14 protein-coding genes are annotated in these 13,693 nt (G+C 62.6%); 11 read left to right on the forward strand and 3 right to left on the reverse strand.

Features of this window, described 5'->3' with window-relative positions; translation table 11 throughout:
- The 6 genes from tuf to rplA all read left to right on the forward strand — a co-directional run bounded on the left by tuf (nt 1) and on the right by rplA (nt 3,523).
- Nucleotides 1-1,218 (forward strand): elongation factor Tu, encoded by a 1,218-nt coding sequence (gene tuf, locus G552_RS0111485; protein ID WP_027881937.1) that lies wholly within the window; start codon nt 1-3, stop codon nt 1,216-1,218.
- 82 nt (nt 1,219-1,300) lie between these two features.
- Complete coding sequence (rpmG, locus tag G552_RS0111490; RefSeq protein ID WP_027883171.1) at nt 1,301-1,465, forward strand: 50S ribosomal protein L33; 165 nt, start codon at nt 1,301-1,303, stop codon at nt 1,463-1,465.
- Between the two features lie 11 nt (nt 1,466-1,476).
- Nucleotides 1,477-1,695: a preprotein translocase subunit SecE gene (gene secE, locus G552_RS0111495; RefSeq protein ID WP_051195789.1), complete on the forward strand. Its 219-nt coding sequence runs from the start codon at nt 1,477-1,479 to the stop codon at nt 1,693-1,695.
- Nucleotides 1,696-1,710: 15 nt separating this feature from the next.
- Nucleotides 1,711-2,268, forward strand: a complete 558-nt coding sequence (gene nusG, locus G552_RS0111500) for a transcription termination/antitermination protein NusG (protein ID WP_027883173.1) — start codon at nt 1,711-1,713, stop codon at nt 2,266-2,268.
- A gap of 126 nt (nt 2,269-2,394) precedes the next feature.
- A complete protein-coding gene (rplK, locus tag G552_RS0111505) occupies nt 2,395-2,829 on the forward strand; it encodes a 50S ribosomal protein L11 (protein WP_027883174.1) in 435 nt (144 codons plus the stop codon).
- A complete protein-coding gene (gene rplA / locus G552_RS0111510; RefSeq protein WP_027883175.1) occupies nt 2,822-3,523 on the forward strand; it encodes a 50S ribosomal protein L1 in 702 nt (233 codons plus the stop codon). Before rplK ends, rplA begins: the two co-directional genes overlap by 8 nt.
- A gap of 38 nt (nt 3,524-3,561) precedes the next feature.
- On the opposite strand, the gene G552_RS0111515 is transcribed toward rplA, so the two are convergent.
- Nucleotides 3,562-5,922 carry a penicillin acylase family protein gene (locus tag G552_RS0111515; protein ID WP_245575188.1) on the reverse strand — a complete coding sequence of 787 codons (2,361 nt, stop codon included), beginning with the start codon at nt 5,920-5,922 and terminating at the stop codon, nt 3,562-3,564.
- A gap of 31 nt (nt 5,923-5,953) precedes the next feature.
- Nucleotides 5,954-7,201, reverse strand: coding sequence for a CaiB/BaiF CoA transferase family protein (locus G552_RS0111520; protein ID WP_027883177.1), 1,248 nt, complete (start codon nt 7,199-7,201; stop codon nt 5,954-5,956).
- A gap of 38 nt (nt 7,202-7,239) precedes the next feature.
- Here G552_RS0111520 and galE point away from each other — a divergent pair, with 38 nt between their 5' ends.
- Together galE and G552_RS0111530 are read left to right on the forward strand one after the other, a co-directional pair.
- Nucleotides 7,240-8,244, forward strand: a complete 1,005-nt coding sequence (galE, locus tag G552_RS0111525) for a UDP-glucose 4-epimerase GalE (protein ID WP_027883178.1) — start codon at nt 7,240-7,242, stop codon at nt 8,242-8,244.
- A 3-nt stretch (nt 8,245-8,247) separates the two neighbouring features.
- Nucleotides 8,248-9,060 (forward strand): hypothetical protein, encoded by an 813-nt coding sequence (locus tag G552_RS0111530; protein WP_027883179.1) that lies wholly within the window; start codon nt 8,248-8,250, stop codon nt 9,058-9,060.
- A 26-nt stretch (nt 9,061-9,086) separates the two neighbouring features.
- Here the strand turns inward: G552_RS0111530 and G552_RS0111535 are convergent, their stop codons facing one another.
- The gene (locus tag G552_RS0111535; RefSeq protein ID WP_027883180.1) at nt 9,087-10,115 is read right to left on the reverse strand and encodes a pectin acetylesterase-family hydrolase; all 1,029 of its coding nucleotides are present in this window, start codon (nt 10,113-10,115) and stop codon (nt 9,087-9,089) included.
- A 91-nt stretch (nt 10,116-10,206) separates the two neighbouring features.
- Between G552_RS0111535 and G552_RS0111540 the strand changes: the two genes are divergently transcribed.
- The 3 genes from G552_RS0111540 to G552_RS0111555 all read left to right on the forward strand — a co-directional run.
- Nucleotides 10,207-10,665 (forward strand): hypothetical protein, encoded by a 459-nt coding sequence (locus tag G552_RS0111540; protein ID WP_027883181.1) that lies wholly within the window; start codon nt 10,207-10,209, stop codon nt 10,663-10,665.
- 269 nt (nt 10,666-10,934) lie between these two features.
- Nucleotides 10,935-13,145 carry an ATP-dependent Clp protease ATP-binding subunit gene (locus G552_RS0111550; protein ID WP_027883182.1) on the forward strand — a complete coding sequence of 737 codons (2,211 nt, stop codon included), beginning with the start codon at nt 10,935-10,937 and terminating at the stop codon, nt 13,143-13,145.
- A gap of 255 nt (nt 13,146-13,400) precedes the next feature.
- On the forward strand, nt 13,401-13,693 hold a 293-nt coding region (locus tag G552_RS0111555; protein WP_027883183.1), incomplete at its 3' end, for an IS5/IS1182 family transposase.

A 13,693-nucleotide genomic window follows, 5' to 3' on the forward strand; every position in this document is an offset into this window, starting at 1 on the left:
ATGGCGAAAGGCGTATTTGAGCGCACCAAACCCCACGTGAACGTGGGGACCATCGGACACGTAGACCACGGGAAGACCACCCTGACGGCGGCGATTACCTACGTAGCGGCGGCGGCCAACCCTAACGTGGAGGTACAGGCCTACGACCAGATCGATAAGGCGCCGGAGGAGAAGGCCCGGGGGATCACCATCAACACGGCCCACGTGGAGTACGAGACGGAGAAACGGCACTACTCCCACGTGGACTGCCCGGGGCACGCGGACTACGTGAAGAACATGATCACTGGGGCGGCCCAGATGGACGGGGCCATTCTGGTGGTTTCGGGGACCGACGGTCCCATGCCCCAGACCCGGGAGCACATTCTGCTGTCGCGGCAGGTGGGGGTGCCCTACATTGTGGTCTTCCTGAACAAGGTGGACATGGTGGATGACCCGGAGCTGTTGGACCTGGTGGAGATGGAGATTCGCGACCTTCTGAACCAGTACGAGTTTCCCGGGGATGAGACCCCCATCATCCGGGGCTCTGGGCTGAAGGCGCTGGAACACATGATGGCCAACCCCAAGACCCAGCGTGGGGAGAACGAGTGGGTGGATCGGATCTGGGAGCTTTTGGACGCCATTGACTCGTACATTCCCACGCCCCAACGGGATGTGGATAAGCCCTTTTTGATGCCGGTGGAGGACGTATTTACCATCACCGGACGGGGTACGGTGGCCACCGGGCGGATCGAGCGGGGCAAGATCAAGACCGGGGACGAGGTGGAGATCGTAGGCCTGCGCGAGACCCAGAAGACGGTGGTGACCGGGGTGGAGATGCACCGCAAGACCCTGACCGAGGGGATTGCTGGGGACAACGTAGGGCTGTTGCTGCGGGGGATTGGCCGGGAGGATGTGGAGCGGGGCCAGGTGCTGGCCAAGCCCGGTAGCGTGACGCCGCACACCAAGTTCGAGGCCTCGGTGTACGTGCTGAAGAAGGAAGAGGGGGGTCGGCACACCGGGTTTTTCACCAACTACCGGCCGCAGTTCTACTTCCGCACCACCGACGTGACCGGGGTGGTGCAGCTCCCGGAGGGCGTGGAGATGGTGATGCCGGGGGATAACGTGACCTTTACGGTGGAGCTCATCAAGCCCATCGCCATGGAGGAAGGTCTGCGCTTCGCCATTCGCGAAGGAGGCCGCACCGTAGGGGCTGGCGTGGTGTCCAAGATCATCGAGTAACGTGCTAAACTATTAGCTTGTAGCTTGCTGGCCCGGCCAGGCCGCAAAACCTGGCTGGGCCGAAGGCTGAAAGAGGAACCGTATGGCAAGCGAGGTACGAATCAAGCTGCTCCTGGAATGCACGGGGTGCAAGCGCCGCAACTACGCCACCGAGAAGAACAAGCGCAACACCACGGCCAAGCTCGAGCTCAAAAAATACTGCCCCTGGTGCAACAAGCATCTCCCCCACCGGGAAGTTAAGGTCTAAAGGCGGGTTGTATGGCGCAAGAGCAGAACACCGCCACCCGGCGCCCTATTGGCACCCGGATTGTGAACTACTTTCGCGAAGCCCGGGCTGAGCTTTCCCGCGTGACCTGGCCTACCCGGCAAGAAATCATCGAATCAACCCAGGTGATTCTGGTTTTCGCCGCGGTGGCTATGGTTGCCCTAGGGCTGATTGATGCCATCTTCCGCTTTATCACGGTGCGTTTGCCGTGATTCCCTGGAACGCCTATGAGCATTGAATGGTACGCCGTCCACACCTACGTAGGCTACGAGGATAAGGTCAAGCAGAACCTCGAGCAACGGGTGAAGGCCCTCGGTATGCAGGACAAAATCTTCCAGGTTTTGATCCCCACCGAGGAAGTGGTGGAGCACCGCGAAGGGGGTAAGAAAGAAGTGGTGCGCCGCAAGCTCTACCCTGGTTACATTTATGTGCTGGTGGACTTGGGCGACACCCCCGGCGAGGTCAATGAGGCCTGGGAAGTGGTGCGCAACACCCCCGGCGTAACCGGATTTGTCGGCACCGCCACCCACCCCGTACCCCTCACCCCCGACGAGGTACAGCACCTGTTGGAGGTTTCGGGTCTGGCCGGCAAGAAAGAGGCCCCCAAGCCCCAGGTCACCTTCAAAGAGGGCGATGTGGTGCGGGTGGTCTCAGGTCCCTTCGCCGACTTTACCGGTGTGGTAAGCGAGGTCAACCTAGAGCGCCAAAAGGTCAAGGTGTTGGTCTCCATTTTTGGGCGGGAGACCCCGGTAGAGCTCGAGTTTTCGCAAGTGGTTCGCTCTTAGGTGAACCCCAGGTTCAAGGCTTGTTGCTGGTAGCCTCCGCTATCAGCCGTAAGCAGGCGCACAAGCGCCTAGGCGACAAAACCACGAAGTTCGTGGGAGCCGAACAAAACAAAGGAGGAAGTCGAAATGAAGAAGATAGCTGCTGTGGTCAAGTTGCAGCTCCCAGCGGGTAAGGCCACCCCTGCGCCCCCGGTTGGTCCGGCACTAGGTCAACACGGTGCCAACATCATGGAGTTCGTCAAGGCTTTCAACGCCGCCACCGCCAACATGGGCGATGCCATTGTGCCGGTAGAGATCACCATCTTTTCCGATCGTTCCTTCACCTTCATCACCAAAACCCCGCCAGCGTCCTACCTGATTCGCAAAGCAGCAGGCATTGAGAAAGGCTCCGGCAAGGCCGGCCGTGAAAAGGTGGGTACACTCACCTGGGAGCAGTGCTTGCAGATCGCCAAGCAAAAAATGGCCGATATGAACGCAAGTGATCTCGAGGCTGCGGCCCGCCAGATTGCCGGCTCGGCCCGGGCCATGGGGGTAGAGGTAACGGGGGTGCCCAATGCCTAAGCATGGAAAGCGCTACCGCGCGCTGCTGGAAAAAGTTGACCTGAACAAGGTCTACTCCATTGATGAAGCAGCGGCCCTTATCCCGCAGATCAAAAGCGCCCGCTTCGATGAGACAGTAGAAGTGCACGTCAAGCTAGGTATTGATGCCAGAAAGTCCGACCAGAACGTGCGCTCGACGGTAGCTCTGCCCCATGGAACGGGTCGCACTGTGCGGGTATTGGCCATCGCCAAAGGGGAGAAAATCGCCGAGGCCCAGGCTGCTGGGGCCGATATTGCCGCAGGTGAGGAGATCATCCAGGAAATTTTGGATGGCCGCTCGGATTTCGATGCTGTGGTGGCCACCCCCGATGTGATGGGAGCGGTAGGCTCAAAGCTGGGGCGCGTCTTGGGGCCCAAGGGCTTATTGCCCAATCCCAAGGCTGGTACCGTGGGCTTTAACATCGGCGAGATTGTACGGGAAATTAAAGCGGGCCGCATCGAGTTCCGCAACGATAAGACCGGTGTAGTGCACGCTCCCATCGGCAAAGCCAGCTTTGCTCCAGAGAAAATTGCCGACAACTTGCGGGCCTTCATCAAGGCGGTGGAGAGCGCCAAGCCCGAAAGCGCCAAGGGAACCTACCTGCGCTCGGTCTACCTCTCAACCACCATGGGCCCCAGCATCAAGGTAAACCCCAGTAGCGCCCACCAGTCTTGAGGTTCATCGACCAAGGCCCCCATACAGGGGGCCTTTTTTCATTGGGGTCTAAGCTCGAGGCGCCAGGAAGGCCCCCAGTCGGAAGGGCGAGTGCTGAGGGGAATGTACTCTCGGTCGCGCCAGCGCCACAGCAAGTCGTCGAAGTGGGGGCTGAAGGGATCGGCCGACTGGCCCATGGGGTAGATGATGCGGCTGTTGTCGAGGTCGGCTAGGTCGAACAGGGTGCGCAAGCTAACCCCGCTGGTGTGAAGGAAAGTGTCTTGGTTGTAGTTGGCTACGTTCACGGTATGCATGGCGCCAGGGGTAGGCACAGTGCGGTTGAACAGCCCCCCCACCAGGGGTAGGGCCCCCAAAGGCGAATTGAAAACCGCCCGGTGCAGCCTGCCCCAGCGCCACTGGGCGGGGTCGGGGCCTAGGCGGCGCTCTAGCTCAGCGCCGGCTTTCTCTAGGGCCTGGGCCATGAACGCAGCGCAGTCTTGGATACCCGCCGCGGCATTCCTGCACCAACGCCCGTTCTCCCGCAGGGTGCGCACAAAGGTATAGGGCACTGGAGGGTAGCGCAGGCCCAGCTCATCCTCGAGCATCCTGGCAATTTCGCGGTAGTAAAAGGCAAAGGCCGTGGCCCCCACCGAGTCCAGCTCGGCCCGGAGATCCCAGTCCCGCACCGCCTCCTGCAGACGCTGGGCCGCCGGGCTTTGGGGGCGCAGGGCCAGCAGACCTGGCCGCAGCTCCCGCGCGATAAGAGAGTAGGTATCGCCCTGCCAGGTGGCCATATCCTCGAGGCTGGCCCGCGGGGTAGCTAGAATCAGCTCGCGGATGCGTTGGGCCCGGAAGACCTCGGTGGTATAGGTGGAGATATCCGGGCCGCCGTGGGGTAAAACCCGATTGTTGGCGCTCGAGATAAAGCCTTCGCGAGGGTTGATCACCTGGGGAAGCTGCTCGAAGGGAACAAACCCTCTCCAGTCCTGCCCCCGGCTGGCATTGGCAGGGAAGCGCCCATCCCAGTCGCGCAAAGGAAGCCAACCCGGTGCAAAGTAGCCGATATTCCCTTCCACATCGGCATACACAAAGTTCTGCATGGGGGCCACGTAGCGGCGTAGGGCCTGGCGGAACTCCGCCACGCTTTGGGCCCGGTTCATGGCTAGGTAGGCGTCTAGGGTGGTGTCCTGGGGGTCTAATCCAGTCCAGCGCACCGCTACCGCCTGGTTAGGGCCAGCCATAGCCATACCTGGGGTCAGGCCAGGCCGTTGAAAAGCAATCCCCAGGTCGGAAATTAAAGGGCCATACCCGCTCTCCCGTACCTGGATGACCACCGCCGCATCCCCCCGTACCCGGATGACCTCCTGGCGTACCCGTAAGGGTACCCGCCCAGCGGGGGTACGGTAGGCGTCGCCCTCGAGATCGAGGATAAAGAGATCCATCACATCCGGGCGCACGTTGGTAGCCCCCCAGGCTACCCGGTCATTGCGGCCCAACAACACCCCCGGCATCCCCGGGATGGTAGCCCCCATGGCCTGGAAGGTGGGGCCACGCAGGTCGGCGATATACCACAGGGCCGGGCTTTGCAGGCGCAGATGGGGGTCGTTGGCCAGCAAGGGCTTGCCGGTGGTGGTACGGGCCCCGCTCAGCACCCAGTTGTTCGAGCCCTGGTCAGGGCTATACGGGGCAAAAGCCAAACCGCGGGAAAGCTGCGCTACCTTCTGCATAGCGGCTAGGGTGGCCTCTTGTAGGGTGGGCGGGGCCGACCCACCGGCCTGGGCTACCCCCAGGCTCGAGGCCTCCCCCGGTTGCAAAATGGTGGGCCAGCCGGTTGGATAGCTTCCCCGCAACTCCTCAAAAGCCTCTGGGCCTACCTGGCGTAGGATGTAGCTGTTGTCGATCTCGTCCTGCCAAACCTGGCCCAGCTCGTAGGACTGAAGCTTGCCCCAGGCCAGACTATCCGCCGGCGTCCACGGTTCGGGAGTGAAGCCCAACAGGCTGAACGGCAAGGGCAAAGCCCCCTCGCGGATGAACTGGTTAACTCCGGCAGCGTAGGCCTCGAGGGCTTGGCGAGCAAACTCGGTGTGGTAGGGCAGCGAAGCCTGCGCCGCCCGGTAAAACCCCCAGGTGCGGAAGAAGCGGTCCTGCTCGAGGGCCCCACGGCCCAAAACCTCGGCCAAGCGGCCCTGGGCCGCCCGCCGTCCCAACTCCATCTGAAAAAGCCGGTCGCGGGCGTGCACATAGCCCTGGGCGAAAAACACATCCATATCGTGTTGGGCGCGGATATGCGGCACCCCCCAGCGGTCGTAGATAATCGCCACTGGCCCCAGCAAGCCCTCTACCTGGCGCACCTGGTATAGCGGTAGACAGGAAGGCAGCAGCCATAGGCCCAGCACTCCGAGGCACAAACGAATCCACACAACACCCATCCGTTTACTTCCGCCCATAGGCTTAACCCCTTCCCTGCCCCAACCCGACCACCCCTGCCTCGGCCAAGGCCCGCACCTGGGCCGGGGTATAGCCCAGCACCTCTGTAAGCACGGCCTCGGTATGCTCCCCCAGGAAGGGGGGGTGAGCGCGAACCTGGGCCGGGGTGCGGGAAAAATGGGCCAGGGGCGAGCCCACCAGCGGGAGGATACCCAGGCTGGGGTGGGCCACCTCCTGGCGCATGCCGCGGACCTGGGCCTGGGGTTCGGCGAAGGCCTCAGCCAGGTTGTTGACCGGGGTCACCGGTACGCCCGCCTGGGTCAAGCGGGCCATCCAGAAGGCCCGGGGGCGCTGGCGCAGGAGGGCCTCGAGGCGAGGCAGAAGCTCGGCCCGATGGGTAACCCGGCCCGCGTTGGTCTGGAAGCGGGGGTCGTCCCAGAGTTCCGGGCATTCCACCGCCTGGCAGACCCGGCGGTACTGCTCGTCGTTGCCGATGGTCAGCATGAACCAGCCGTCGGCAGCCTGAAAAGCCCCGTAGGGGACAATCTGGGGATGAGCGTTGCCCAGCCTCTGGGGCAGCGTTTCGGTGAGCAGGTAGCTCTGGGCCAGGTTGACCATGGCGGCCAACCCCACATCGAACAGGGCCAGGTCGAGGTGCTGCCCCAGACCGCTTCGGGCGCGCTCCTGCAAGGCCGCCAGCACCGCAACCGCGCCATGCAGGCCGGTCATCAGGTCGATCCAGGCCACCGGCACCCGCATAGGGGGGCCCTCTGGCTCACCCGTTACCGACATGATGCCGCATAGCCCCTGCACCGCCACGTCGTAGCCGGGTTCCCCTGCCCTGGGGCCGGTCTGGCCATAGCCGGTGATGGAAAGGTAGATGAGCCTGGGGTTCAGCCTGGACAAAGTGGCATAGTCCAGGCCATAGCGGGCCAGGTCGCCGGTTTTGTAGTTTTCCACCAGCACATCGGCCCGCACCGCCAGCTCCTGCACAATCTGCTGGCCTTTGGGTTCCTTGAGGTTCACCGCCAGGCTTCGCTTGCCCCGGTTACAGGAGAGGTAGTAGGCACTCTCGCCCTGCTCGGCCACTACCCAGCCCGGCGGGGTTGGTGCAGGAGCGATGAAGGGGGGGCCCCAGCTTCGGGTATCGTCGCCCTTGGGGGGCTCGACCTTCCAGACTTCTGCCCCTAAGTCGGCCAGCATCTGGGTGCAGAAGGGACCGGCCAGAATACGTGAGAGATCGAGAACCTTGAGGCCATCCAAAGCGCCCATGCCTAGATACTAAAGCTTTTGCGGGTAAAATCGGCCCTATGAAAGTCCTCGTCACCGGGGGGGCTGGCTACATCGGCAGCACCATCGCCAACGCCCTGCTCGACCACGGCCACACCCCCGTTCTGCTCGACTCGCTGGTCACCGGCCCCAAAGCCTTCACCGAGGGCAAAATCTTCTACCAGGGCGACATCGCCGACCGCGCCCTCTTAGAGCGCATCTTCCAAGAGCACCCCGACATCCACAGCACCATCCACTGCGCGGCGCTGATTGTGGTGCCGGAGTCGGTGGAAAAACCCTATCTCTACTACCGCGAAAACGTGTGCAAGAGCCTCGAGCTCTTCCACAACCTGGCCGAGCTGGGCTATACCCGGGTGGTGTTCAGTTCCTCGGCCTCCATCTACGACGCGGTACCAGGGTTCAAGGTGACCGAGGAGGCCCCCCTCAAACCCAACTCGCCCTACGCCCGCACCAAGTACATGATGGAGATGGTGCTGCAAGACCTTTCCCGGGCCACCCCTCTGCGCGGCATCGCCCTGCGCTACTTCAACCCCATCGGGGCCGACCCCAAACTGCGCTCGGGTATCCACGTGCGCGAACCCAGCCACGTGCTGGGCAAGCTGGTGGATGTGGCCCTGGGCAAGCTGCCGGAGTTCGTGATTACCGGAGTGGACTGGCCCACCCGCGACGGTTCGGGCATCCGCGACTACATCCACGTATGGGACCTGGCCCTGGCCCACTTAAAAGCGGTCGAACAGTTCGACCATGTGCTGGCGAAAACCCAAAGCACCTACACCGTAATTAACCTGGGTACCGGCCAGGGGGTCACGGTCAAGGAACTGGTGGCAGCCTTTGAGCGGGTCTGGGGGCGGGCGATTCCCAAGCGAGAGGCCCCGCCCCGCCCCGGGGATGTGGCCGGAGCCTATGCCAATGCCGAGCGGGCCCTCGAGCTTCTGGGCTGGCAAGCCCAGCACTCCATCGAGGAGGGCATCGCCAGCGCCTTAGCCTGGGGAGAGAAGCGCAAAGCGGTGCTGGGGTACGCTTAACCCGTGCAGGCCCTCCCCCACCCCCACATTCCCCTGCAGGCCTCGGAGGGGGCGCTGCGGCGGGGGCGGGCCTTGCAGGCCTACCTGCTGGCCTTACGGGAGGCGCTGGTGGCCTACGCCCCCATTCCACCGGTGCACCTGCTGGTGCTGAACGAGGCCGACTGGAAAGCCCGCACCCACCACCCCTACGGCTTCCCCTTCCAGCGCACCAGCCTCCGGGAGGGGCTATACCTGTTCCTGCCGGCCCGCTACCCCGAGCGCCTGATCTGGCGGCTCTTGGAGGCCATGGTGCCCGTGGTGCCAAAGGCGGGCAGGCCCCCCGGCCAGCCGGGCGACTTCCTCGACCTCAACCTGGGGCACGAGTACGCCCATGCGGTGGCGGTGGCCTGGAGGCTCCGCACCCGCACCCGCTGGGTAGACGAGTTTTTGGCCAACTACCTCTACCTGCTGGCCTTGTGGCGGACCATGCCAGAACTCTACCCCAAGGCCAAGCAGTGGGGCCTTCTGCTGGCCCACCTGACCCCCCTCGAGCCCAGCCTGGGCAGCTACGAGCGCAAGCGCAAAAGCCTAACCGACCAGCTCTGGTTCCAGGGACAGTTCACCACCGAGGCCACCCGGCTGGTGGAGGAAAAAGGCGATGCGTTGCTGCGTGGACTATTGCAAGCGGCCCCGCTCAGGAAATCCACCGTGCACAAACTATTGGTGAGCCTCGAGCCCTCCCTGCGTGAATGGTTCAGTAGCTTCGCCCCTAAAAAAGCCCTGCTGGAAGAAATAGAGGCAAACCCGAAGTGGGAAGAGCTGGGCAAGGAGACCTGAGGAAACCGCCCATCCCCAAAACTCCCCTACCTGGGAGGGGCCACATTGCCCGGCTTCCCCTCGGCCACCAGCTTACGCACCCAGTCCACGAAGCGCACCCCCCCGACCTCGGTGGTGTAAAACTCGGGCCGTCCGATGATGCAGTGCTGGGTGCCCGGGGCCAGGTAGCTGTAGAAGTTGGGGGCTGCCTGCTGGATGGCGGCCAGGTTGGCCAGGGCGCCCTGTACCCACTGCTGGGCAATTTCCGGGGTGGGGCGGGGCTGGCCCACAATCAGGCCATAGAAGAAAATCTGCACCTCGTCCAGCAAGGTGCTGTACTGGGCAAAGCTGCGGTTGGGGTGGGCCTGGGCAAATGCCTGGTAGAGGTCGTTGGAGCCAAGCTGGCCGGGCTCGAGGCCCCTCACCCAGGCCGGCAATGCCCCCTGGATGCCCCAGGCCGCCGAGGCCAGCGGAAAAAAGGACGCCGGAGCTACCCCCAAAGCGGCATCCCCTAGCTGCACTACGCTGGCGTTGGGGTAGCGGCGCATGAAGTACGGAGCCCACATAATGGCGCCATACCCCCCCGCACTACAGCCCGTGACCATCACGTTCTGCGGATTGGGGATGTTGTTAAACACCCACAAAACAGCCTGCCGGGCATTGACCGCCCCTTTGTGCTGGATGGTCAGGTCGCCATAGCGGGCGGTGTTGTTGCCCCAGTGCAAATCGGCCGTGCAGTAGGGCACAAACACGTGGGTCCAGTCGCGGAAGGGGTTCTCGGGGTTGTTACGGTTGAAAACCCCCTGCCCCGCCTGCAGGTCTTGAAGCTGCAAACGCGGGGTGTATAGGCGCGACTGAGGGTTGCAGGTTGCTCCGTCCCAGCAGGCTCCCCCACCCTGAAAGTTCACGATGACTCGGTCGGCAGCCCCTCGAGACACGTAAAAGCGCCAGGGCGAACCATCCGAGCAAACCGCCGCCCCTCCTGGGCGAATTTCCTCCCACCCCGCCGGGGGTCGGAGCGCTTCCTGGGCCAGGGCAAAGCTAAAGCAAAGCACAACAATTAGCCAGCGCGCCATACTTTCTCCTTTTCGCAAGGAGTTTACTGTAAAAGTAAGCATTAAGACAACCGCATAGAAAAGCTGCTATACTGCCTGCCGGAGGTTTGCTATGCGGAAACTTCTGGTAGCTGTTTTGGTTGTCCTTCTAAGTGGTGCTCTAGCCCAGGGTCGGATGTTCGGCGAGGTGGCCAGCGGGAACCTAAGCCTGGTACCCGGCTTTGACCTGGGTGTTCAGGCCCGGATGGGGGCTGAAAATGCACTGGGCCCCCTGGCTCTGCGCGGCGGCGTGGGGCTTAGCGTCAACGGAGGCACCGTCTTCAGCATTGGGGCAGACCTGCTCTACTTCCTGCGCTCGAGCGGCAATCCCGACTTCTACTTCGGTGGAGGCCTGGGCCTGGTGGCTGGGGGCGGTACCCTGTTCAGCATCAACGGTAGCGCTGGGGTAGAGCTGCCGGTCACCCGCGACTTCAACTTCTTTGTCGAACTACAGCCCGCCCTCCTGTTCTCTGGCGGGACCAGCCAGTTCGTGCTTGGTGTAGAGTTTGGGCCTCGGCTGTACTTCCGCTAATACCCCCAAAGCCTTCTAGCCAGGGAAGCAATCCCCTGGCTTTTTCTTTTCGCCCAAGCCCTGCGAGCCGGTTTTGGTTAAACCCTTAGCGTGGCGATCAAAGCCATTGGCCACGTTTCGTTAAAAAGTCTAATGTTTCGCTGAGTTCGCGCTAAGCGGCAACGTAAGGTGTGGCGCAAACACCTAAGAAGAACGTGGCATGCTGTATTATTGGGATAGGAAGACAGCGGCGCTATGGATACTTGTCCCACATGCCAGGAGGTTCGCGCTTGAACAGGTACGACGATCGCGCCAGGTTGGTTTTTCACTACGCCAGGGAGGAAGGGAGCCGGCTGGGGCATAGCATGATCGGGCCGGAGCACCTGCTTCTGGGCCTGATGCGCGAAGGCGGCACGGCGGCGCGCATCCTGATGGAGTATGGTGCAAGCCTGGAAGCCATGCGCCGGATGGTCGAGGAACTGGTGGGCCGTGGGGAGGGAAGCCGCACCGGCGAGCCTCCAGCCATCACCCCCCGCGCCCGGCGGGTCATGGAGCTGGCTGGGGCCGAGGCCCGCAACATGTCCAGCCAGGTCATCGGCACCGAGCATATCCTGCTGGGCATCATCCGCGAGGGCGATGGCATCGCCTACCGCATCATGACCCACTATGCCAAGGATGTGGACACCATCCGCTGGCGGGTGCTATCCCAAGTCGGCGAGCAGAGCAAAGAAAAAACCGTTGCCACACCTTTCCTCGACGAGTACGGGCGGGATTTAACCAAAGAAGCCCGCGAGGGCAAGCTCGACCCGGTCATTGGCCGCAATGAGGAAATCAACCGGGTCATACAGATTCTGGCCCGACGCACTAAGAATAACCCCGTGCTGGTGGGCGATCCTGGGGTAGGCAAAACCGCCATCGTAGAGGGCCTGGCCCAAGCCATTGTGGAGGGCCGGGTACCCCCGGTGCTGCGCGGGGCCCGCATCGTCTCGGTGGATCTGGCCGGGGTGGTGGCTGGCACCAAATACCGCGGCGAGTTCGAAGAGCGCCTGCGCCAGATCATTGAAGAACTCAAAAACGCCAAGGTGGTCGCCTTTATCGACGAGCTGCACACCCTGATTGGGGCAGGGGGCGCCGAGGGCACCCTGGACGCAGCCAACATTCTCAAGCCTCCCCTGAGCCGCGGTGAGATTCAGGTAATCGGGGCGACCACCACCGGCGAGTACCACCGCTACATCGAAAAGGACGCTGCGCTGGAGCGCCGCTTCCAGCCAGTGATTGTGCTCGAGCCTACCCCCGAGGAAACCCTGGAAATTCTCAAGGGGTTGCGCCCGCGCTACGAGGCCCACCACGGGGTAGTCATTCCCGACGAGATTCTGAGCCTCTCGGTCAAAATCGGCATCCGTAGCCTACCTGGGCGCAACTTCCCCGACAAAGCCATAGATCTGATTGACGAAGCGGCCAGCCGGGTGCGCCTCAACGACTCCCTGGGCCTGCCAGTAGCGGTGGACGAAGATGGCACCCCCCTGGTTGCCCGGGAGGATATCGAGAGCGTGGTGGATAGTTGGGGTGGGATTTACGTAGACGATAAAGACGACAGCAAGCTCTTCCGGCTGGAAGAGGAGCTGAACAAACGGGTTATCGGCCAACAGGAAGCCGTGGCTGCTCTGGCCGCCGCCTTGCGGCGCAGCCGGGTTGGCCTGGGGGGGCGCACCCGGGTCTCGGCCAGCTTCCTCTTCGTGGGCTCCTCTGGGGTGGGCAAGACCCACTTGGCCAAAGCCCTGGCCGAGGTGCTGTTCGGCTCTGAGCGGGCGCTCATCCGCTTTGATATGTCGGAGTTCCAGGAGCCCCATTCCATCTCCAAGCTGATTGGGGCCCCGCCAGGCTACGTGGGCTACGAGCAGGGGGGCCGCCTGACCGAAGCCGTGCGCCGCCAGCCCTTCAGCGTGGTGTTGCTGGACGAGATTGAAAAGGCTCACCCCGACATCTACAACACCTTCTTGCAGGTGCTGGACGAAGGCCGCCTCACCGACGGTCTGGGCCGCACGGTGGACTTCCGCCGAGTGATCTTGATCATGACCTCCAATACCGGCTTCAACGTGGGGCCAGCTATCGGTTTCACTAACCGCGAAGTGGACACCGAAAGCCCCCTGAAGGCCATCTTTACCCCGGAGTTCCTTGACCGGCTGGATGAGGTTATCCGTTTCCGCAACCTGAGCCAACCCGAGCTGGTGCAGGTGGCCCGGATCATGCTCGAGGACATCGCCAAGGAACTCGAGTCCCGCGAAAAAACCGTGCGCTTCGACCCCGCCGTGGCCTCCTGGTTGGTCGAGCAGGCCCCCAAGCAGGGCAGCACCCGCATCCTGCGCAACCTAATCCGGGAAAAAATCGAGGACCCCCTCTCCCTCGAGCTCCTTACCCGGCCTAGCCGCAACCTCTTCGTAACCCTCAAGGAGGGCCAGATAGCCTTCGAAGAACAAGAGCTCAGCCTGGGTCTGGCCTAGCGCAAAGCCCCGATGGCTTGCTTCCCCTCCTGCAAGGGAGGGGATGTTTTATTCCTGGGGCCAGCTGCAAGGCCAAACGGTTACCTCAAGCCTAGAGACTGCCAGATAAGGCCTGGGCGGGACTTTTGACACTCCAAAAACAACAACCTGACGGGATATCCTCAATACTGGAGGTGAAAACATGAAGCGCTATTTTGGTTATATCGCCGCCATTGGTCTAGAGGGTGTTATGAACTTTAGGGCTAAGCTGGAGGGATGAGCCGAAAGCGGTATCCGAGCGACGTGAGCGACGAGGAGTGGCTGTTCGTGGCCCCCTACCTGACCCTGATGCGCGAGGACGCACCCCAAAGGGAATATGCCCTGCGGGACGTGTTCGACGGTTTGCGCTGGATAGTCCGTGCCGGAGCCGCGTGGAGGATGATGCCGGGGGATTTACCGCCCTGGGAAGTGGTTTATCAGCAAACCCAGCGCTGGCTGGCAGCGGGGGTGTTCGAGGCCATCGTGCAGGACCTGAGGGTGTTGTTGCGGTTGGCTGAAGGCAGGAGGGC

The organism is Meiothermus rufus DSM 22234 (genome assembly GCF_000423425.1).
GTDB lineage: Bacteria > Deinococcota > Deinococci > Deinococcales > Thermaceae > Meiothermus > Meiothermus rufus.

What these genes read in the sequence shown, in the direction of transcription:
- tuf (WP_027881937.1), top strand. Translation starts at nt 1, where the DNA reads ATGGCGAAAGGCGTATTTGAGCGCACCAAACCCCACGTGAACGTGGGG.
- rpmG (WP_027883171.1), top strand. Translation starts at nt 1,301, where the DNA reads ATGGCAAGCGAGGTACGAATCAAGCTGCTCCTGGAATGCACGGGGTGC.
- secE (WP_051195789.1), top strand. Translation starts at nt 1,477, where the DNA reads ATGGCGCAAGAGCAGAACACCGCCACCCGGCGCCCTATTGGCACCCGG.
- nusG (WP_027883173.1), top strand. Translation starts at nt 1,711, where the DNA reads ATGAGCATTGAATGGTACGCCGTCCACACCTACGTAGGCTACGAGGAT.
- rplK (WP_027883174.1), top strand. Translation starts at nt 2,395, where the DNA reads ATGAAGAAGATAGCTGCTGTGGTCAAGTTGCAGCTCCCAGCGGGTAAG.
- rplA (WP_027883175.1), top strand. Translation starts at nt 2,822, where the DNA reads ATGCCTAAGCATGGAAAGCGCTACCGCGCGCTGCTGGAAAAAGTTGAC.
- G552_RS0111520 (WP_027883177.1), bottom strand. Translation starts at nt 7,201, where the DNA reads ATGGGCGCTTTGGATGGCCTCAAGGTTCTCGATCTCTCACGTATTCTG.
- galE (WP_027883178.1), top strand. Translation starts at nt 7,240, where the DNA reads ATGAAAGTCCTCGTCACCGGGGGGGCTGGCTACATCGGCAGCACCATC.
- G552_RS0111535 (WP_027883180.1), bottom strand. Translation starts at nt 10,115, where the DNA reads ATGGCGCGCTGGCTAATTGTTGTGCTTTGCTTTAGCTTTGCCCTGGCC.
- G552_RS0111540 (WP_027883181.1), top strand. Translation starts at nt 10,207, where the DNA reads ATGCGGAAACTTCTGGTAGCTGTTTTGGTTGTCCTTCTAAGTGGTGCT.